Origin of the sequence: Asaia sp. As-1742 (assembly GCF_011753235.1) — a bacterium.
Taxonomy (GTDB): domain Bacteria; phylum Pseudomonadota; class Alphaproteobacteria; order Acetobacterales; family Acetobacteraceae; genus Asaia; species Asaia bogorensis_B.
Genome location: NZ_VWWA01000004.1, coordinates 199,305 through 220,730 on the forward strand (window position 1 = coordinate 199,305; position 21,426 = coordinate 220,730).

Below are 21,426 nucleotides of genomic sequence, written 5' to 3' on the forward strand. Positions count from 1 at the left end.
GTTGGGGGCTGGCTCTCAACGCCTCCGCCCCTACCCTCGATTCCTGCCCCGGTGTCACGATGGCTCTGGCTTCATAAGCCCGTGACGCACCCCCACCCTGTCGGAAAACGCGTTGCATCAGACCTTGATCGCTCCATGATATGACCTGTGCCGGCGGGCTTTGCCATCGGCCGGGTTCGGGCATGGAGTATTCAGGTCATGGCGCTGGCAAGACTTATTCTGACGCTCTGCGGCATGGGCACAGCCCTTGCGGCGCCCCCCACGCCTGCCGGCGACTGGCAGGGCACCCTTGCCCTGCCCCAGGGGCAGTCCCTTCCACTTGTGCTACACCTCTCGCCGCGGGCTGGCGCACCACAAGGCGAGTGGTCAGCCACACTCGACAGCCCCGCGCAATCTGCTTTTGGCCTGCCTGTACAACGTGCCACGCTGGAAGGGCAGACACTCACCCTGGACCTGCCCGGACTTTCCGCCCGCTATGTTGGCACCCTGAGCGGACCGGACAATATTCTTGCGGGGACATGGTCACAGGGAGCGTCCTCCTTTCCCCTGCGCATGGCCCGAGCGACCGGCATGGCAGCGGCAGCCGAAAGTGCGGCGCCTTCGCGACCGCAGACACCGCACCCCCCTTTCCCCTATCGCAGCGAAGATGTCGCTTTCGATAATCCATCCGGACCGTCCCATCTTACCGGCACACTGACCTTGCCTCAGGGCAAGGGCCCCTTCCCGGCTGTCATCCTCATTACCGGCTCAGGGTTGCAGGACCGCGACGAGACGATCGCAGGGCATAAGCCCTTCCTGCTCTGGGCCGACACGCTCACCCGTCAGGGCATCGCTGTCCTGCGTCTGGATGACAGACAGAGAGGGGGTTCGACCGGCCCAGTCACGACCGCCACCACAGAAGATTTCGCCTCGGATATCGCTGCTGCACTTCGCTTCATGCGCCATCGCCACGATATCGATCCGCAAAGAACCGGCCTCATGGGCCATAGTGAGGGCGGCGTCATCGCGGCGATGATTGCTGCCCGTGATCGACAGATCAGTTTTATCGTCATGCTGGAAGCCCCGGCCGTACCGGGGCGACAGATCATGCTCGCCCAGAGACACTGGGCTGCTGCGGCCCGGCATGTGCCGGACGCTGTTTCCCGTCAGAGCGATGTTTTGTTTGAAACGGTGCTCGACGCCATGACACCACAGCAATCCCAGAAAGCCGCCGAGCAAGCTGCGAACAGTGCATGGAACCGCCTGAACGGGACGCAATCCGGCCTGCCGGACAGTCTGCATGATCTCACCCTGCCTGCCATACGCTTTTACGACCGCTACGATCCCGCCGTGGCTCTGTCGCAGGTGAGCTGTCCTGTTCTGGCCACCCTGGGCAGCAAGGACAGGCAGGTACATCGGCCCGCCTTGCAAAAAGCCCTGTCACGCAACCCGCACGCCAGCATCGTCGAGTTCCCCGGTCTCAATCACCTGCTTCAGAAAGCCGGGACGGGGGATGTGAATGAATACGCCCTGATCGAAAACGACATCGACCCGAGCGCTCTGAAAGCGGTGACTGACTGGATCAGGACGCAAACCCATCCATGACAGGCAACGGGTCGCAGCCGTACCGCCGCAACCCGAGATACCTGTTTGGCTCAATTGTAATTGCCTGACAGGCTTACCACCGCGGCGAAACCGGAGCCGATGTCATAGGTCGGCTGGGAGCCTGTCAGACCACTCCCATAAACGCCGCGATGGGCTGTGGCAGCGGCAGTGTAGCCATAGACACCGGACAGATAATGCTGGTCGGAGATATTGATGAGATTGAGCATGAGCTTGGGCAGCACATGCCCGAATTTCGGCAGGTTGCGACCAAGCGAGATATCGGCCGTCATATAGGACGGGATGCTCTGATCGTTCATCAATGTGGCATATTGCGCGTCCGAATAGCGCAGGTTGAAGGTCCCGAAATTGGTTCCGTCGTCATAACTCAGTCCCATCGTGGCAAGGAATTTCGGCGCGCCGGGTTCCTGCTTGCCCTTGGTGGGCAGATAATCCCCCTGATAGGCGATATTATTGCCGATACGCGTCATCATGTACTGACCCGATGCATAGGCGCTCAGATGGTGCCAGGGATGAGTCGCAAGTTCGAGCTGCAGGCCATTGGCTTCCTGCCCGCCAGCATCAATCACCTGCGCCACGATATTGGTCGATCCAGGCTGATAGGTTGCACTCGTGATCTGATGATGGGTCATGTTGTAGTGAAAATAGGCGATATTCGCCATCATCGCGCCGCTGTAACGATAACCGATTTCCTCGCCGATCATGTATTCCGGCTCATAGGGATCGAGCGGGGTGGAAGTGGGCTGCCCATTCAGATGGCTGTACATCGAAACCTGTGAGTTCAGGCTGCTCGGCATACGATAACCTGTCGTGCCGTTGATATAGACCTGACTGGCCTGATCGAATCGGTAGCTCGCCAGAAATTGCGGGGCCGGTATGAACGCATTGCGCACGGATTTATAGGGCGTGGCACCGGGTAGATCCATCGTGTACTGCCGGTTGAACATGGCCGTCTTGAGCCCGGCCTCAAGCACAAGACGATCGTTCAGGAGGCTCACCTTGTCATTGATCGCCAGTGTGTTGGCCTGTTGCAGGGCGTTCTCGGGGTCCTCATTGATCGGCATACCGCCAAACGCCGTCAGATAGCCGGTTGAGCGCGTCCACTGCCCCTGCGCATTGATCGGATAATAGCGCTGATTCGAGGATTCATTGGCGTAGGAATACCAGTAGGAAACGCTCAGAGTATTGAAGGAACGCTTCCAGCTTCCCACCAGATTCAGCCCCGATGACAAGGTAAACCAGGGCTGATGGACAGCCGTACGGAGCGTTGCCGATGAGGGCGCGTAGCCATCGAGATGATCGTAGCGCTGTGTGCCGATATAGCCGCCCGAAACCGGTACATTGGCGCCCCAGAAATAGGGGCCGTTGAATTCGACCCCATAGGCTGTGGCATCGAGCGACAGTCCATGATCGAAGCCGAAATGGTTCTTGAGCGCGCCGAAAACCGTGCCGGTATTGCGCTTGTTGATTTCATAAAAGCCCGGCGAACTCGGATCCTTCGTGGTATTGTACCCCACACCATAAGTCCGCCACTGGCCGAGTGTCGGATAAAGCCACGAGGTCTGATCGGACTTGGTATAGCCGAATATCGCTTCGGAATCGCTGTGCGTATTCCAGCTTTTGGTCAGGGCGGCATCCACATGCCAGCGGCTGACCGATCCGGGCCCGCGCCAGAGATTGCCGCTCGAATAGGACCCGGAGGCAAAACCATAAACCCCGCTATGACCGATCTCACCGGTGTCGTAACGCACGAATTCCTTGTTCAGGCTATGTGTCCCGCCAGATGCCTGTGCGAACAGGTTCTGATGGGTGGCAGGCTTGCGTAATGTCATCGAGAGTTGCGCCCCGACCGCATTGTAGACGGGAGCGTTGACGTCTGCCGAACCCTGCATGACCGAAATCGACCCCATGTTTTCGGTATCGACCATCGACGGGGTGTAAACACTGTAGGTAAACGGATTGGCGGCCGGAATGCCCTCGTAGGTCACCCCGATTTCCGTCCGGTCCAGACCACGTATGTGGAAGGATTCGAAGGAGGCCGTCAGTGGCCCCTGACTCGATCCGACCACCCCCGGCAGATTGGCAATCAGACCCGTTGGCGTGGACATGGGCGATTGTTTTTCGATGAAATCAGCCGTGAGCGTGCTGATTGTCCTGGGGGTAAGGTGCTTCACCATCATGCCACCCCCGCCCTCACGATGACGCCCCGATACTTTCACCTGCTCTTCTTTTGCTGCCACCACAGGTTTCACTGCCATGACGGGGCGGGGCGAAGGTTTGGCAGGTTTAGGCTCAGCCTGCGCACGGACGCTGTCGAGACACATTAGTGATACGGCAAACAGAAGCGATTTTTTCATCGGACCATCCGAGGGTTACGGGAAGATGGTCCGGGATATGAAATAAGATGCGCCAGCAATATCCGTTTATAAAAATTTCATTGTTTTGACAACACAATATTCATGATTCACAACAACATTTTATTTTACAAATAAACAATAAATCATTGCTGCGTCACTGGCGCAGGAATGACCTACTTATCTGACCTGACAAACAGAATACGTCGCACCATCCCGTCGCGCCGGATCAGATGATACAGCGCCGCCAGACCATGCAGCAGGATCAGCGCCGCAAAACTCCAGACGACAGCGTGATGCACGTTACGCAAAACCGCTTCGTTTCTGTCCGTGTGAGCAAGAGGCAGAAGCGGCCAGTCGAACCACCCGAAAATCGAGAGCGGCAGTTCCAGCGTTGCGCAGGAAGCCAGGGCCCAGCCCGAAACAGGGGCAAGAAGCTGCAAACCATAAAGCGCCCCATGCACCGCATCGGCAAGCCGCGCCTGCCAGATGCTGGTCCGGAGGGGATGGGGTGGCGGCTTGTGCCCGAGGCGCCAGATCACGCGCAGCGCAACCAGCAGCAGGATGACCACACCCAGAGCGCGATGAATCTGGAAAACCGAAAACGCCGCTGTGTCAGGCAGCCCCGCACGATCCATCGCAAACCCGAGCAGGATCTGCCCGATCACGAGCAGGGCGAGGCACCAATGCAGCAGAATGGCCACGAAGGTGTAGTGCGGTGGCCTTTCGCGCATTGACGCATGATACGTCCTGCCACCCAGCCTGACCGCCATCGGGTCAGCCTCGATCGAGCGTGTCGAAAAGCTTTCTGAACCGTATTGCCGCTGCACCGGGCTGCGACACAGCCTTGGCCGCCGCTTCATTGTCCGGTTTGTCGACCACGACCATGCCCACCATACCCATCCAGTAATGGGGCAGGCATTTATAACCATACAGGCCCGGCTTGCTGAACGTCACGTTCAGATCATGACCCATGGGACCGGTGAATGGAGCCGCACCCTCAGGCAGCATACCGGGAATCGACTGCACATTATGGCCGGGGTCGGCCGCGATGAAATGTACCGTATCGCCCGCATGGATGTGGACGATGGCAGGATCAAAACCACGGCCGCCATCGGGCGCATGGCTCAGCATCCTGACATCCACCGTCGCCGCATGAGCCACGCTGAGCGACGCGGCACAGATCAGGGTCGCACCGGTCAGAACCATGAAGAACGAGGGGAAAAAGGCCTGAAGAGCCTGCGGCGGGGCAATCAGGCGTGAAAAAAGACGGGTCATTTGAATGGTCTCCCCGAAGTGAGAGGCGCAGGAGGCAATCTGGCAGGGATCCGGCGAACGGCCCCTGTCTGCAGCCCATGTCTTGCGGCCCCTGTCTCATGGCCCCGGCTGGATGCCAGACGGGGCCGTGTGCGGTCATTACTGGCGGTGCAGGTCGAAGCGATCGAGCGTCATGACCTTGGTCCAGGCGCTGGCGAAATCCTTCACGAATTTCGCCTTGGCATCGTCAGAGGCATAGACCTCGACAACGGCACGCAATTCAGCATTCGCACCAAAGATCAGATCGACCGAGGAGGCCGTCCAGCGCGGCTTGTTCGTCTCACGATCCAGCCCGTCATACACGCCCGGCTGCGTCGACTTCTCCCAGCGCGTGGACATATCGAGCAGATTGACAAAGAAGTCGTTGCTCAGTGTCCCGGGACGCGTAGTCAGAACACCCTGTGCGGAATGGCCGGTATTGATGTCCAGAACACGCAGGCCGCCCAGAAGTACAGTCATTTCCGGTACGCTCAGCGAGAGATTGCTGGCACGATCGACGAGCATCTGTGTGGGTGATTTCTCGTCCGGCTCGGCGCGATAATAGTTCCGGAAAGCATCGGCGCTGAGTTCCAGCAGGGCAAAGCTCTGCTTATCCGTCTGCTCGGGACCGGCATCCACACGGCCTGGGGCAAAAGGCAGATCCAGCGCGACACCGGCTTTATGCGCCGCCTGCTCGACACCCACATTGCCCGCCAGCACGATCACATCGGCCAGCGACACCTTGCGCCCATGATGCGCGCCGCCATTGAAATGCTGCTGCACCGCCTCGAGCTTCGACAGAACGGATTTCAGCTCTGCCGGATCATTGACGGCCCAGTCATTCTCGGGCGCCAGACGGATACGGGCGCCATTGGCTCCGCCGCGATGATCGGAGTCACGGAACGATGCGGCAGAGGCCCAGGCGGTCTTGATCATCTCGCGCTCTGTCAGCCCGGATGCCGCGATTGCCTTCTTCAGCTCGCGAATATCCGCCGCATTGACCATTGCGCCCTGTGCCGCCGGAAGCGGGTCCTGCCACAGGAAATCGGCCGCTGGGACTTCTGGCCCGAAATAGCGCGATTTCGGCCCCATATCGCGATGGGTCAACTTGAACCACGCATGGGCGAACGCATCGGCAAACTGCTCGGGATGAGCGGCCCAGCGCGTGATGATGGCGCGATAGGACGGATCGGTACGCAGCGCGATATCGGTCGTGAACATCATGAGCGGATGCAGCTTGTTCGGATCGCTCGCATCCGGAACGATGTTCTCTGCGTCCTTGGGGACCCATTGCGTGGCCCCGGCCGGGCTCTTGGTCTTGACCCATTCATGACCCAGCAGATTGTCGAGATATTGCGAGGTGAAATGGATCGGATCAGCCGACCATGCGCCCTCGAGCCCGCTGGTGATGGCATCGGTCGCCTTCAGCTTGCCTTGTACGCAGTGATTGGCCCAGCCCAGACCCTGCTGCTCGACAGGTGCCGCGGCAGGGGCCACGCCCACGCATTTGGTGGCCGAGGCCGCACCATGCGCCTTGCCGAAAGTATGACCGCCTGCAATCAGGGCAACGGTTTCCTCGTCATTCATCGCCATGCGCCCAAAGGCGAGACGGATCATCTGTGCCGCAGCTGCCGGGTCCGGCACACCATTCGGGCCTTCCGGATTTACATAGATCAGGCCCTTGGTGGTCGAGGCCAAAGGCTTGGGCAGGTGGCCCCCAGGCTCAACGCTGGATTTCTTGACCTGTGAATCGACGTTCGAGCTCATGAACTGTGTGCCGGGGCCCCAATAGACCAGCTCGCTCTGCCAGTCATCGGCACGGCCGCCGGCGAAACCAAGGGTTTTGAAGCCCATGGATTCGAGCGCGACATTACCCGTCAGCACCATCAGATCGCCCCATGAGAGATCACGGCCATATTTCTTCTTCACTGGCCACAGCAGGCGACGCGCCTTGTCGAGGCTCGCATTATCGGGCCAGCTATTCAGCTGTTCAAAGCGCTGCTCGCCGCCCTCTTCACCCCCTCGACCGTCCATGGCGCGATAGGTGCCCGCTGCGTGCCAGGCCATACGAACGAAGAACGGGGCATAGGTACCGTAATCGGCAGGCCACCAGGGCTGAGACTGGGTCAGGGTCTTGCGGATATCCGCCTTGACGGCTGCCAGATCGAGCTTGCTGAAATCACGCGTATAGACGAAATCCGGCCCATAGGGGTTTGACTCGCTGTCATGCACACGCAAAGGCGACAGGTTCAGACGTGTCGGCCAGTAGAATTCATTCGGGTTCTCGATCCCATCCGCCCGCGCCGCGTGAGGCATGGCGGTCAGGGTTGTGGTTGCGATCAAGGCCGCCATACCGAATTTCAGCAATCTCATTTCCAGACTCCAGAACAATCACGAATGACCCGCTCCTGTTCCGGGTCATTACTGTTGTTTCTGTCCTATGGACTTCATTCTTATTGATCCAACCGTTTGTCTCTATATCTCTGACAGGAAAAACCCTGATTCTGTAATTGCCATGACGAGAAAATTTTCTCGCCGTGTTTATCCACAACGAAAAATGCCCTGCCTCACCAGACAGGACACGCCGTAATCAGAGATCAGGAAAAGTTCGGACGGGTGTTACCAGCCGGGTTGGCCAATCAACGCATCGAATATCCGGGCTGGTGTATCACGACGCAGGATACCGGCCAGTTCAGTTCCCAATAAGGCCGCCTCATCCACGCTGCCTTTTAGGGAACGACGCAGCATGAAACTACCATCCTCAGACGCCACAAGCCCATGCAGGGTCAGAACCTGCCCGGCGATGGTGGCATAACCACCCACCGGCGTCCGGCATGATCCGTCCAGACCGGCCAGCAATGCACGCTCTGCCGTTGCGGCATAACGCGCTAGCCTGTCCTCCAGAGCAGGCATGAGCGCGCGGGCACCCGCATCACGGCGGCGCAAGGTGATGCCGATAATCCCCTGACCACAAGCCGGGAGCATATCGTCAGGTTCGAAAATCACATCGACCCGAGCCCCCATTCCCAGACGTTTCATCCCGGCGAGCGCCAGAAATGTGGCGTCGCACGCCCCGGCCTCCAGCTTGGCCAGACGCGTCTGGACATTGCCGCGTATGAGGCAGAAACGCAGATCGGGACGGCGCGCGAGAAGCTGCGCCTGACGCCGTACCGAAGCGCAGCCGATCAGGGCGCCTTTTGGCAGACAGTCCAGTGGATCACCCTCGGGGCGGACAGCATCGCGATCACGCAGAACCAGCCCATCACGGGGGTCTTCACGACGCAGGACGCAACCCAGCATCAGATCGTCCGGCAGAAAGGTTTCCAGATCCTTGAGGCTATGCACGGCAAAATCGATGTCGCCCGCCCTGAGCGCTTCATGGATTTCACGGGAAAAAAGCCCCTTGCCGCCGATCTCTGCCAGACGCCGCGCCTGATCACGGTCACCACGGGTCGAGATCGGATGCTCTTTCACCGAGCCGAAGATTTCCAGGAAGGGAAAGGCCTCGCCTAGTTGCGCCATGAAGCTGCGCGTCTGTACCAGCGCCAGAGGCGATGCACGCGTGCCGACGCGCAGATCCTTGCCGAAAACAGGGTGACGAAGCACCTCGGATGGAAGGGTCGCAGCCTGACTGGGCTCAAGAATCGGGAAAGGCACTGGCGAGATCGTCATGACCAAGGGCTTAGCCCTGCAATCCTGACAGAGGTAATTGTTTGTATCGTGCTCAGTAAAAGGTCTGACCTATCTGTGCCTTTGCCGGGCAACCTTGTCGAGACGCGCCTGCAAGCGCATCAGGCCCGACAAGCCCGACGCCATCAGGGTTACGGCTCGGCCAGCGCCTCGTGCAGGCGATCATGACGGTTGCTGCGAGCGCGATTACGCAGCGCCTTTTCCAGGTGGATCAGATGATCGCGCGTGATACGCAGCGCCTCATCACGATCACCACGCTCCATCGCAACAATCAGCGCTTCATGATCGTGGCAGGAATGCTGGGCATCCTCATCCGACTGGTAGAGCGCAGCGATCAGCACCGTGCGTGCTGTGAGGTTCTCAAGAATATTGGCAATGACCGAATTGCCCAGCACATCGGCAATATGAACGTGAAAATGCCCGAGCAGATAAGAGCGCCGCGCCAGATCCTGCCCTTCAATCGCACTCTGCTGCGCAACGAGATGGCTGCGAAGCCGGGCAATCGCCTCCGGCCCTACGAGACCGTGATCCAGAATCAGCCCTGATTCGACCGCACGACGCGCCTCGATCACCTCCCGGGCTTCCGCCACGCTGGGCTCGATCACAAACCAGCCGCGGCGCGGCGTGACATCCACCAGACCGCGTGAGCTAAGCCTGATCATGGCCTCACGCACCATCGTGCGCGAGACGCCGAAGATCTCTCCGACCTCTTTCTCACCGAAACGTTCGCCAGGCGCGATCCGCCCCGAAAGAACGGCGCGAATGATCTTTTCCTCGATCACGAGCCCGCTGGCACGTTCCGGTTCGCTTTTCTCATAGGACCTGTCTTCAGGAAGCCTGTTTTCGTAGAGCATCCCCGTTTTATGCCCATCTCCCCGGACTTGGGCAAGCACCGGCACGCAGGTCACCGCCATCCACTCGGTGAGGATACGAAATGAAACGGTTCCCGCTCTTTTTTTCATTCCGAAGTTGAATTGAACACAATTGTATTCTAATTGGTATACAAGAAGTTCCCCATCGAGCCGCTGCCTGCCATCCTGATGCCCGGAGTCATAGATGCCACCCCTTGCGACATCACGCCCTGCCCGCCCCTTCTCGTGTCGTGCCACGCTTCTCGTCACGACGTTTGCAGCATGTCCCCTGTTGATGAGCGCGACAGCCTGGATCAGCCCGGCCAACGCTGCTGGCCAGAGCGCAAAACCGGCGCTGCACAGCAAGTCCAGCAAGGCAAATGTGCATCGTCAGGCAGGTAGCCGTCGCCCGTCATCCCTCGCGGGTAGCAGCGAAACCGTGCATGTCTCGGCGCGGCGTGGCGTGACCAGTGCAGGCCAGCATGATGCTCATTCCGAAACCGTTCTGTCCCGTCAGGAATTGCAGAACCGGAACGTTCGGCAGCTGACAGATATCGTGCGCGTGGCACCCAACCTGACCATCCAGCCGAGCTTTGGCAGCGCCGCCCTCAATTTCGCCCTGCGTGGCGTGGGGCTGATGGATTTTACCCAGAATAATACGCCTTCGGTCATGCCCTATGTCGATGGCATCGCCTATCCGGTCAGCATCATGACCACCGGTATCCTGTTCGATATGGATGACGTGTCCGTCGCCCCTGGTGCCTCGGGCTTCACCCATGGTCAGCCCACCACCGGCGGCGAGATCAACTTCCACACGGGCGATCCGACGCAGCAATTTCATGCCGGCCTGACGGAGGATATCGCCAGCTACGGGCGCAATCGCGTCGAGGGCTTCGTTTCGGGGCCACTGTCAAAAAGCGTGTCCTATCGCATTGCCGGGCAGTCCCTCACGGGTGGCGGCTTTCAGCGCAATGCGCAGGGCACAGGGTACGGCAACAGCAATATCGGCGCGCTGCGTGGCAAACTGCGCTGGAAGATTGATGAGACCTCGCGCCTTGATATCGGGGGCCATTGGACAACCGACCAGTCGGAATCCTCCTCGGGTCACAATCTCTATAATTCCTATGGTGTGCCCATCACGGGGGATATCTACCAGACGGCATGGGGTCTCGATCCACGTTTTGCCAAGATCATTGGCATCAACCCAAACAACACGAAGCCGCGTGAGGATAATCTCTTCTGGGGCGCGAATGTGCGCTACACCAAGGAATTCAACTGGGCACGTCTGTGGTCACAAAGCGCCTATGAGATGGTTGACGAACATGAGCTGACGAACCAGACCAACTCGGTCAAATCCTATGGCAACATGTTCCGCAACAACCAGACCAATGTGTTTTCTCAGGAAGTAAAGCTGGAATCGCGTGACCCGAAAGCGCGCTTCCATTGGGAAACCGGCCTGTATTACAGCCGCTCGCGCATGGCACAGAGCTTCTGGTACGACAGCTCCGATCGTCCCGGCACCACGCCGCTGAACGAGACGTCCTATCGTCAGAACCAGCAGAACTTCAACCAGTACGTGCAGCTCAGCTACCGCGTCCTGCCCAAGCTCACGCTGATCGGCGCGATCAACCACGATTCCGACGACCGCCAGATGCTCAATCTGACGAGCACCAACGTCAATCTGAATACCGGACTCGCCACCTCGCAAACCAATTTCGGTAATTCGGGCGCGCTCACCAACCAGTTCGGCGGCCGCGTCGGGGCGCAGTATCAGGTGACGCCCAATATCATGGGCTATGCCATCTTCTCCAAAGGGTTCAAGCCCGGCGGCTTCTCGGCCAATATCACCCAGAACGCCAACCAGCTTCGCCCCTTCAAGCCTGAATCCGTGCTCACCTATGAGGGCGGCTTCAAATCCATGCTGTTCAACCGCCGCCTGCGCTTCAATGCGGCCGGGTTCTATTATGATTACCGCGACCAGCAGATCCTTGGCAGTATCCTGGTGCCCCCCTACGGCGTGCTGGGTGGCTATGTAAACGCCCCGCGCTCCTATATCTACGGTGCCGAATTCGACATGGAGGCCCATCCGTTTCACGGGCTCGTGCTCACCCAGAATTTTGGGTACCAGAATGGTGTGTACACCCAGTTCCAGAGCCTGAATCGCAGCGCCACCACGGCACAATTTGCTTCTACCGGTGTCTGGTCGCCCGTCTATACCAACTACAATGGCTACAATATGGGGCTTGCCAACCTCACCCTGTCTGGCGCTGCCGTGTATAGCTGGAACGTATTTGCCGATTATCGCATGAGTTTCGACGTCGATTACAACTATCGTGGCGCCCAGACACAGCCGCAGCATATTGGCGATGGCGGCATCTATCGTGCACCGGCCTATTTCCTGCTCAACTCCTTCCTGACCTTTGCGGCGCCCAAGCAACACTGGTCGCTCACTGTTTATGGGCAGAATCTGGCCGACCGGCGCTACTGGCTGTCAGGCGGTACGCAGGCAACGTTCTATGGCGTCATTCCCGGCCTGCCCCGTTTCGTCGGTGCGAAGATCAACGTAACCTATTGATCGCACGATACGACCACCCCTGAGGTGGGGCACTCTGCCCCACCCCACCCGACCGGAGAGCCGATTTGAGCACCCATGACCTGAAACGATCCGCCCGTTATCGCCCCGGTATCTTCGTTCAGGTCATTATCGCCACGCTGGCCGGCATAGCGCTCGGTCTGTTTGCGCCCCAGCTCGCCCATCAATGCCGGTGGCTGACCGATCTCTTCCTGCGCCTGATCCTGATGATTGTGGGGCCGCTTCTATTCTGCATTGTCGTGAGCGGCATCACCGGCGCTGGATCTCTGGGCGCCGTGGGGAAACTCGGCAGCCGGGCGCTCATCTATTTCGAGGCCATGACCACACTGGTCCTGCTGCTTTCGGTCGGGGCGGCACTCCTGCTCCATCCGGGGCGCGGCATGAGCTACACGCCCAGCCCCGAAGATGCGCACGCCGTTGCCAGCTATGCCGCCAATGCCCATGCGTTGCACGGTCAGGGCATAACGGGGTTCATTCTCAACCTCATTCCCCGCTCCCCTGTGGCCGCTTTTGCTGAAGGCAATATTCTTCAGATCCTGTTTTTCGCCGTACTACTTGGCTGCTGCCTGTCGCGACTTGGCGAAGCAGGGGCTCCGGTGACGCGCCTGATCGAGAGTTTCTCCTCACTCTTCTCACGCATGATGCGTGTGATCATCATGACAGCGCCGCTTGGGGTGTTTGGCGCTGTGGCGATGACGGTGGCGGAATACGGGCTTGATGCCATCGATCACCTGGCGGTGTTCGTCATCCTCTACTTCACCGCCATCGCTTTCTTCATCATCTTCATCCTGGGTGGGCTGCTGGCTTTTTGCAAAATCAACCCTCTGCATTTTGCGCGTTATTTCCGTGAGGAAATCCTGATCGTCACCGCCACGACAAGCTCGGATTCCGTGCTGCCCAGCATCATGACCAAGCTTGAAGCCATGGGCATTTCCCGACAGGTGGTGGGGCTTGTCGTTCCGGCAGGCTATTCTCTCAACCTTGATGCCCTGTCGATCTATCTTGGTTTTGCGGTGGTCTTTCTGGCCGAAGTCACCCACACGCCTCTTACGCTCACACAGATTCTATCAATGCTGGCGACGGCCCTCATCACGTCGAAGGGTGCACATGGCGTGCCGGGAATTGCCATCGTCGTGCTGGCGGCAACCCTTGCCGCCGCACCATCCATCCCGCTTTCGAGTCTTGTCCTGCTGATTGCCGTCGACTGGTTTAGCGGTATTGCCCGGGCGGTAGGCAACCTTGCAGGCAATTGCGTTGCGCCGGTTGTTCTTGCAGCATGGCAGGGCGCGCTGGACCGCGAACGGGCACACAAGATGCTCGGCACACATAACCGATGAAACGGGATCTCATGGACACTGCCAATCGTTATCCGGCCCCTCGTCTGGCCGAAGCCTGTCAGGCAAAACTCGTCGCTGCCGGTGCACGGCCGGAGGATGCTTCCCAGACCGTGCGCGCCATGATGCATGCCTCACGCCTTGGGACAGACAGTCACGGCGTACGACTGATCGGCTACTATGTCGACATGCTGAAAAGAGGGGGCGTCAACACACAGCCCCAACGCACCTTTACCCAGACAGCACCGGCAACCGGCCGTCTGGACGCCGATTTCGGACTTGCCCATGCTGCATCCTATGAGGCCATGGACGAGGCGATCACGCTGGCACGCCACGCGGGCATTGGGGCCGTCACCGTACATCACTCCACCCATTATGGCGCTGGCGGAGCCTACGCGCTGGCAGCTGCCGAGCAGGGTTTTGTGTCGCTCGTCCTGAGCAATTCCGATCCTGCTGTGGCACTCTCCGGCGGACGGGCACCGTTCCACGGCACAAATCCCATCGCCATGGCGGCCCCCGTGCGGGACAGGCGTCCCTGGCTGCTCGACATGGCAACATCGTCCATTCCCTTCAACCGGGTGAAGCTTTATCGCAGCCTCGGCCTGCCCCTGCCACCGGAAGTTGCTTTGAATGAAGAGGGGCACCCCACACTGGACGCCAATCAGGCGCGCTTCCTGCAACCTCTGGGAGGCATGGCCTATGGCCATAAGGGCGCGGCTCTGGCGGGTATGGTCACAATCCTTTCAGCCGTTCTCTCGGGAGCGGACCCTGATCCCATCATGACCTCGACGGCTGCCGCTCAGGAAGGCCACAAGCCGCAAAACGTCGGTCATATCATGGTGGCTTTCGACCCGAACCGCTTCATAGGACAAGACGCCTTTGAAGCCGGAATGAGGGACTATCTCGACCTTCTACGGGCCTCACCCGCAGCGGAGCCGGGGGTACCGGTCTGTGCACCGGGAGACAAGGAGTGGGAAGAAGCCGATCTCCGCTCTGATCTTGGCATCCCGGTTGACCCGGATACGGAGCGCCTTCTCGATCTGATCGGAGCCAAGGCATAAGGCACGATTTTTTGCTGCTGGCTTCATGCATGCACGGGTTTGTCTTGTGTGCGGTCAGCAGCAATCCACCGGGATTCCTGACTCGCTCAATCAGATATTCAGGGGGTGATTGTCATTGGGCGAGATAGGGCGAAGCCTTACATCGGGACGCCTTACCTCCGCAAACCCAGCCCCCATTCATCAAGATGGCGACACACCGCGTTTCTCAGTCTGGCCAGTCGGGGCTTCAAAGAACGATTGCCCCTGAGCAGAAGATAGGACGAAACCTTTCTCTGACGCGCGGCAGACTAGAAATCGCCATCAACCTTTAAGCCGTCGCCCCTTGTCCCACAAACGCAGTCCGCGCAGAGCCATATCAGCAATGCCGGGCAATAGCCGGGGCTGCATCAGGCCAGGATCAAAGGCTGTCATGCGTCGCGCGTTCTCGCGATAGCAATCCTCGACAAAACCCCGGAACGAGAAACCATCGAGAAAGAGATTGGTCTGGGTCACCGCGAAATCCCGCCCGTCATTAGGCTCCTGCCCGCGTTTCACCATCCCAAGCAGTCGGCTCAGCGCGCGTATGTAGAAACGCAGCGATTTGACGGAACGCCTCGCACGGCCAAGACCACGGCGCTTTTCTCGCCACGCCATATAATTGATGAAGAAAACGATATGCCGCGTTTCCTCGAACATCAGGATGTCGAAAATCTCGAACATCTTTTCGGGCAGAAACTGTGATTGACGGGCGCTTTTGAAAGCCCCGAAACCCAGAAAAGCGTCAAGGCACTCGCCAAAGCCAAAATCGATGAAGGCTGTTTCGAGATCGGCAGGGAATGTCTCAAGCGGCTGCTTGCGCGCGTCCAGACCGTATCGTTCGATCATGACGCGGATCAGATCGGCGTGGCGGGCCTCTTCATAGCCCTGTAGCCGTACCGCCTCCTTGACCTCGGGATCGATGATCTGGGGAGTGAAGGCATCGACAATTGCGCCGGCCCGGCGCTCGGTGTGATACACCTCCTGCCAGAACGGTACGGCGCGGAGCCGGGTCAGCTCCTCCTCTGTCAGCTCGGGCCACGGCAGGGTTTCCGGGTCGAAAACCTGATGCGTATCGATAAACTGCTGACAGAAATAATGCTTATGGGCTTCTGACCCCGGCTCAATCACACTCATGCAGGCGCGTGCTGCTCCTTATGCCCGAGGCGGGCGCGTACGGCCCCCGATGCTTTTCCCCACAGACGATAGGCAGCCAGCCCGGTCTTGACGAGTGTCGGGGTCGTAGTGGGACGCAGCAGACGGTGGTCGTAACCGGAGAAGCGGCGGTCATTTTCATCAAGGCAGAGCTGCATCAGCTCTGGCACCTTGATGTCCATGTCCGTCATATCCTTGGCGCCGGTCACGGTGAAATTGTTGTCCTGCGTGTGCTCGTTGCCCTCGGCATCGATCGAACGGGCCAGATCCATGCGCTCATAGGCGAGGAACGCCCAGACACCCAGAACACGCGCTTCAAAAACAGGGCGCTTCCACCACGGCATGGTGGCGCGATGCCAGGCCAGCCAGTTGGCGAAAAGCAGGATATGGCGACACTCTTCCTGCATCACAGGCTCGAACGTCTCGATCAGTTCCATGGGGAACAGACCGGCACGCTCGGCAAGGGCAAACAGGCCGAACGCAAAGAAGCTGTCCACACACTCCGAGAAACCGGTCACGAGATACGCCCACTCGGTGTCTTTCGGCTCGATATAGGGCGGCTCGGGGGCCATCGGAATGTTGTAGGCTTCAACGAGCTTGGAGAGCACCTCCTTGTGGCGGTTCTCCTCCCAGGCATTGCGACGCAGGGCGTCTTTCATGTCGGGATCATCGATCATGTCGGCATAGGCCGCCATGCGCAGGCGTGCCTTGCCTTCGGTCTGCACAGCGATATCCCAGATCGGCAGCGAGGTGATGCGATGCAGGGTCTGCGGGTCGAGCTTGGGCCACTCGATGACCGAAGGCTTGTAAGGGTTGAAAGTCTCCCTGAACATGTCGGCCACGGCGCGCTTGTGTTCCTCGGTGCCCGGCTTGAGCGGGCCTGGAATGGCGCTGCTCCAGTGACGGGCTTCGAAATCGGCCTTGGCCAGGGTCTTGTCTGACGGCGCATCGGGAAGATGGCTGTAGAGTTGTTCAAGACGTGACATGAGAGAGACTTCCTCTTCTTATTCCTTGATATCGCTCATTTTATTGATGACGCGCGAGACGAGACCATACGCAATGGCCTCTTCTGCCGACATCCAGTGATTGCGATCCGTGTCCTTGGCGATCTTCTCGTAGGACTGACCGGTTTCACGAGCAAACAGTCGGTTCAGGCGCTCGCGCATCTTGATGATTTCGCGGGCCTCGATGTCGATATCGGTTGCCGGGCCACGAACGCCGCCCATCGGCTGATGCAGCAGGAAGCGCGTGTTGGGCAGACACAGACGACGCTCGGGACGACCTGCGGCAAAAATCAGCGCGCCAGCCGATGCAACCCAGCCCGTGCCGATCATGTTCACGGGAGCGATGGAGTCCACAAAGCGGATCATGTCATGAATGGTGTCACCACTCTCGACATGGCCACCCGGTGAATTGACGTAGATATCGATCGGCTTGTCCGAAGCTCCGGCCAGTGCAAGCAGACGACCTGTGACATCACGGGCCACCTTGTCGTTGATGCCGCCAAAGATCAGCACCTTGCGCTGCTCGAACAGCTTGCCCTCGATTTCGGTACCGGGGGCCTTTTCTGCGGGCTCCTTGGTCTCCGGAGAGTCGGGGTTCTGTGTATCGGGATCTTCATCGTCGAGACGTGGTGCGATACGGAAGATGTCCTGAGGCGTCGTGCCACGCATTATGGTGTTCCTATGTCCATACAGCCTGTTCATCCCTTCTATGTTGCGCTTGATAGGCGGCCCTCACAAGAGCCCCGCCGATTTTTGCTCGGGATCAGGCATCTCGCCACGAGGGGCGGGAACGGTTAGGGTGTCGTGAGCGCGGTGATACCGGACAAGAAACTCATAAGGTCGTTGGGAAGAAATGCAGAAAACAGGCTGGCTGCACAAAGGCCTTGTCATGACAGGCATGGCGTCGCTCACGATGCCCCTGGCCGCCTGCGGTCACAGAGACGCCGTCGATACGGTCGGTAACTGGTATCATCAGTACCAGGGCGGCGAGATTTCCAAGCAGCGCCCCCCTGCACCGGGGGCTCATGGCAATTACCCCCATGTCGGGCTGACACCGACCACCCAGGTCGATCTGCCCAGCGCCTCTGCCCGACAGGCCCTTACGGACAAGCTGACGCTCCAGCGCAATCTCAGCCAGCATCTTGCCGTGGCTGACGGCCCGCTCATCATCCCGGCGCCGCCACCGCAGCCCAAGCCGCGTCCCGCGGGCAATGACAGTGGCTCATCGATGAGCGTTGTGGCGCCCGGCCAGACACCGCCAGCGACGCCTGCAACGGTATCGGCACCGGCATCGGCACCGGCTGCTGCACCGGCTGCTGCACCGGCTCCCAAGCCTGCGGCTGCCAAACCGGCAGCGAAGAAGGCTGCGCCCGCCGAAACAGTGCCGCCCGAAGCCGCCCTGCCTGAGGTCACACGCTTTGCGCCGCCGCCGATCAAACCGGGCGAGCTGCCGCAAATCGGTGATCTGCCGCCCCAGGCGCCACGTTTTCCCGGCTTCGATATCCCGCGCGATGCCGCCCTGCCGGACATTGCACCGCCCTCTTATGACCTGACCGAGCCCCATGGCACGCTGATCCGCTTCAAGCAGGCGTCCGATCAGATCGCGAATGGCCAGGACGGCACGATCGGCAAATTCTTGGGCACGCGCGGCCCTCATGACGTGGTCTATGTGAAGGGCTTCGGCGAAATCACGTCATTCCGCCCTGAAGAGCAGGTTATTGGCATCAAGCTAGGCCTGCTGCGCGCGCGCGTGGTGGCACAGAGCCTGATTCTGCACGGCGTCTCCGCATCGGATATCCGTCTGAGCGCCGGTGCGCTGGGGCGTGGCGTGAGAATTGACCGCTCGCCTTACTGAGGACGGTTCACCCGGTTCTGGAAACAGGTTAGTGAAGATTGTCGGAGTCGCCCTGACTCCGGTAATTTTATTTCAACCCTGTGCCCCCGAGCCGAAAAAATGACCGAAGAGTTTCACCGTATCCGTCGCCTGCCGCCCTATGTCTTTGCCGAAGTGAACAAGGCCAAGGCCGCGGCCCGAGCGCATGGTGAAGACATCATCGATCTGGGCATGGGCAACCCCGACAGCCCCACACCGCCCCATATCGTCAAGAAGCTTGTCGAGACCGTGGCCGACCCGCGCAGCCATCGCTACTCGGTCAGCCGCGGTATTCCCGGTCTGCGTCGCGCCCTGGCCGGGTATTATGAGCGCCGCTTTGGTGTGGATCTGAACCCCGAGACCGAAGTCATCGCGACCCTGGGCTCGAAGGAAGGTCTGGCCAATCTGTCATCGGCCATTACCAGCCCTGGCGACACGATTCTCGTGCCGAATCCGTCCTACCCCATTCATCAGTTTGGCTTCATCATTGCCGGCGCTTCGGTACGCTCCATTCCCGCCACACCGGATGAGGACATGTTGCGCGCGCTTGAACGGGCGGTGCGTCATTCCGTCCCCAAGCCGACTGCGCTCATCGTGAACTTTCCGTCCAACCCGACGGCCTTCACGGCGTCGCTGGATTTCTACAAGGAGTTGGTCGCTTTCGCCCGTCGCGAGCAGATCTGGATCCTGTCCGATCTGGCCTATTGCGAAATCTATTTCGGCGACGAGCCGCCACCGTCGATCCTGCAGGTGCCGGGCGCCAAGGACATCGCGGTCGAGTTCACCTCACTGTCGAAGACCTATTCCATGGCCGGCTGGCGCATGGGCTTTGCCGCAGGCAATCCGCATCTGATCCAGGCCCTCACACGCATCAAGTCCTATCTCGATTACGGCGCCTTCACCCCCATTCAGGTGGCAGCTGTCGCGGCCCTGAGCGGCCCGCAGGATTGCGTGGCCGAAATTCGGGACATGTATCGCGAGCGTCGCGACGTGTTGATCCGCGGGCTGCATGCTGCGGGTTGGGACGTCCCCTCTCCCCAGGGCTCGATGTTCGCCTGGGCGCCTATCCCGGAGCGCTTTGCCGAAATGGGTAGCGTCGATTTCAGCAAGCTGTTGCTGAAAGAGGCCGGTGTAGCCGTGGCCCCGGGTCTTGGCTTTGGTGAATATGGCGAAGGCTTCGTTCGTATCGGTCTTGTCGAGAACACGCAGCGCCTGCGTCAGGCTACGCGTGCCATCAAGACCTTCCTCAACAAACACGGCGTCAAACAGGCAGAGGCAGTTTCGTGAACGGTCAAACACTTCATCTTGGTATTGCTGGTCTTGGCACGGTCGGGGCTGGCGTAGTGCGCCTTCTGCGTGAGAACGCTCAGGCCATTACTGCCCGTGCCGGACGGACCATCGAGGTGGTCGCTGTCTCGGCCCGCGATCGCACCCGCGACCGTGGCGTCGATCTTGCCGGTCTGACCTGGCATGATGACCCCATTGCGCTGGCCAGCGACCCGAAGGTCGATGTGGTGCTGGAGCTGATTGGCGGCGCAGAGGGGTCAGCCCGCGCGCTGGTCGAAACCGCCCTGAAGGCTGGCAAGCCGGTCGTAACCGCCAACAAGGCCCTGCTTGCCATTCATGGTGCGGCTCTGGCCACGCTGGCCCGCGAGAACAACACCTCCCTGCTATTCGAAGCCTCGGTGGCAGGCGGCATCCCGGCCATCAAGCTCGTGCGTGAGGGTCTGGCAGCCGATAATCTGGTGCGCGTTGGCGGCATCCTGAACGGCACCTGCAATTACATCCTGACCGCCATGCGCGAGTCGGGCCGCGATTTTGGCGATATTCTCGCCGAGGCGCAGGCCCTTGGGTATGCCGAAGCGGACCCTTCCACCGATGTCGATGGCTGGGACGCCGCCCACAAGCTCGCCATACTTGCCGGCCTTGCCTTTGGTCAGCCGGTGCGGTTCGACAGCCTGCATGTCGAGGGAATCCGCAACATCGCCGCGTGCGATCAGGCATTTGCCCGCGAGATGGGCTATCGCATCAAGCTGCTGGGCAGCGCGCGCCGTGATGGGCAGGGCACCATCGAGGCCTCAATGCGCCCGTGCATGGTGCCGCAATCCGCTCCGATCGCGAATGTGGACGGCGTTTTCAATGCCGTCCTGACCGAGGGCGCCTTCAGCGGCCCGATGCTGATTGAAGGCCGTGGTGCGGGTGCAGGACCGACCGCCAGCGCCGTAATGGCGGATGTGATCGATCTCGCCCGGGGAACAGCCCTGCCCGTATGGGGGATGGACCCACGGCCCGAAATCGCGTGTGCCCCGCGCGAAAACCTGGCCGGGCAGTATTATCTGCGCCTCTTTGTGCAGGATCGCCCCGGCGTGGTGGCCGATATTACGGCGGCCTTGCGCGACTATGGCGTATCCCTGCGCGCCCTCTCGCAACATGCGGCGGAGGAGGCCGGAAAAACGGCTTCTTCACAGACGGTTGTTCCGCTGGCGCTTGTCACACATGAAACCAGCGAGGCGGCCATGCTTTCCGTCCTGACGGCCCTCGAGCCCCTGGAAACTGTCGTCGGCACACCGCTGCTCATGAAAATCGAGACTGTGTGAT

General features: G+C 59.9%; 16 protein-coding genes. 7 read left to right on the forward strand and 9 right to left on the reverse strand.

The window, feature by feature from the left end; translation table 11 throughout:
• The first annotated feature begins 198 nt into the window (after positions 1 to 198).
• Complete coding sequence (locus tag F3J08_RS08230; RefSeq protein ID WP_166929236.1) at positions 199 to 1,584, forward strand: S9 family peptidase; 1,386 nt, start codon at positions 199 to 201, stop codon at positions 1,582 to 1,584.
• A gap of 50 nt (positions 1,585 to 1,634) precedes the next feature.
• Here the strand turns inward: F3J08_RS08230 and F3J08_RS08235 are convergent, their stop codons facing one another.
• From F3J08_RS08235 to F3J08_RS08260, 6 genes are all read right to left on the reverse strand, one after another.
• Entirely contained in the window at positions 1,635 to 3,959 is a 2,325-nt protein-coding gene (locus F3J08_RS08235; protein ID WP_166929237.1) for a TonB-dependent receptor, read from the reverse strand.
• A gap of 173 nt (positions 3,960 to 4,132) precedes the next feature.
• Positions 4,133 to 4,690 (reverse strand): cytochrome b, encoded by a 558-nt coding sequence (locus F3J08_RS08240; protein ID WP_166929239.1) that lies wholly within the window; start codon positions 4,688 to 4,690, stop codon positions 4,133 to 4,135.
• A 43-nt stretch (positions 4,691 to 4,733) separates the two neighbouring features.
• On the reverse strand, positions 4,734 to 5,234 hold the full coding sequence (locus tag F3J08_RS08245) for a pseudoazurin (RefSeq protein WP_240149223.1): 501 nt from the start codon (positions 5,232 to 5,234) through the stop codon (positions 4,734 to 4,736).
• A gap of 138 nt (positions 5,235 to 5,372) precedes the next feature.
• Entirely contained in the window at positions 5,373 to 7,568 is a 2,196-nt protein-coding gene (gene katG, locus F3J08_RS08250; RefSeq protein WP_240149248.1) for a catalase/peroxidase HPI, read from the reverse strand.
• Positions 7,569 to 7,871: 303 nt separating this feature from the next.
• On the reverse strand, positions 7,872 to 8,924 hold the full coding sequence (gene hemC / locus F3J08_RS08255) for a hydroxymethylbilane synthase (RefSeq protein WP_166929243.1): 1,053 nt from the start codon (positions 8,922 to 8,924) through the stop codon (positions 7,872 to 7,874).
• A gap of 149 nt (positions 8,925 to 9,073) precedes the next feature.
• Positions 9,074 to 9,856 (reverse strand): GntR family transcriptional regulator, encoded by a 783-nt coding sequence (locus F3J08_RS08260; protein WP_240149224.1) that lies wholly within the window; start codon positions 9,854 to 9,856, stop codon positions 9,074 to 9,076.
• A 142-nt stretch (positions 9,857 to 9,998) separates the two neighbouring features.
• Here F3J08_RS08260 and F3J08_RS08265 point away from each other — a divergent pair, with 142 nt between their 5' ends.
• The 3 genes from F3J08_RS08265 to F3J08_RS08275 all read left to right on the forward strand — a co-directional run bounded on the left by F3J08_RS08265 (position 9,999) and on the right by F3J08_RS08275 (position 14,781).
• Complete coding sequence (locus F3J08_RS08265) at positions 9,999 to 12,368, forward strand: TonB-dependent receptor (RefSeq protein WP_240149225.1); 2,370 nt, start codon at positions 9,999 to 10,001, stop codon at positions 12,366 to 12,368.
• A gap of 65 nt (positions 12,369 to 12,433) precedes the next feature.
• Positions 12,434 to 13,723, forward strand: a complete 1,290-nt coding sequence (locus F3J08_RS08270) for a cation:dicarboxylate symporter family transporter (RefSeq protein ID WP_205206829.1) — start codon at positions 12,434 to 12,436, stop codon at positions 13,721 to 13,723.
• Positions 13,724 to 13,734: 11 nt separating this feature from the next.
• Positions 13,735 to 14,781, forward strand: coding sequence for an Ldh family oxidoreductase (locus F3J08_RS08275; protein ID WP_166929245.1), 1,047 nt, complete (start codon positions 13,735 to 13,737; stop codon positions 14,779 to 14,781).
• Between the two features lie 300 nt (positions 14,782 to 15,081).
• Here F3J08_RS08275 and F3J08_RS08280 read toward each other — a convergent pair whose 3' ends face one another.
• From F3J08_RS08280 to F3J08_RS08290, 3 genes are read right to left on the reverse strand one after another with little or no spacing between them, the layout of a single operon-like run.
• Positions 15,082 to 15,933, reverse strand: coding sequence for a hypothetical protein (locus F3J08_RS08280; protein ID WP_122038443.1), 852 nt, complete (start codon positions 15,931 to 15,933; stop codon positions 15,082 to 15,084).
• Entirely contained in the window at positions 15,930 to 16,937 is a 1,008-nt protein-coding gene (locus F3J08_RS08285) for a hypothetical protein (protein WP_023979737.1), read from the reverse strand. Before F3J08_RS08285 ends, F3J08_RS08280 begins: the two co-directional genes overlap by 4 nt.
• 18 nt (positions 16,938 to 16,955) lie before the next feature.
• Positions 16,956 to 17,624: an ATP-dependent Clp protease proteolytic subunit gene (locus F3J08_RS08290; protein ID WP_166929247.1), complete on the reverse strand. Its 669-nt coding sequence runs from the start codon at positions 17,622 to 17,624 to the stop codon at positions 16,956 to 16,958.
• 184 nt (positions 17,625 to 17,808) lie between these two features.
• Here F3J08_RS08290 and F3J08_RS08295 point away from each other — a divergent pair, with 184 nt between their 5' ends.
• From F3J08_RS08295 to F3J08_RS08305, 3 genes are all read left to right on the forward strand, one after another.
• Entirely contained in the window at positions 17,809 to 18,810 is a 1,002-nt protein-coding gene (locus F3J08_RS08295) for a hypothetical protein (RefSeq protein WP_166929248.1), read from the forward strand.
• 99 nt (positions 18,811 to 18,909) lie between these two features.
• The gene (locus tag F3J08_RS08300) at positions 18,910 to 20,115 is read left to right on the forward strand and encodes an LL-diaminopimelate aminotransferase (protein WP_062163717.1); all 1,206 of its coding nucleotides are present in this window, start codon (positions 18,910 to 18,912) and stop codon (positions 20,113 to 20,115) included.
• Complete coding sequence (locus tag F3J08_RS08305) at positions 20,112 to 21,425, forward strand: homoserine dehydrogenase (RefSeq protein WP_166929250.1); 1,314 nt, start codon at positions 20,112 to 20,114, stop codon at positions 21,423 to 21,425. Before F3J08_RS08300 ends, F3J08_RS08305 begins: the two co-directional genes overlap by 4 nt.
• Position 21,426 lies beyond the last annotated feature (1 nt).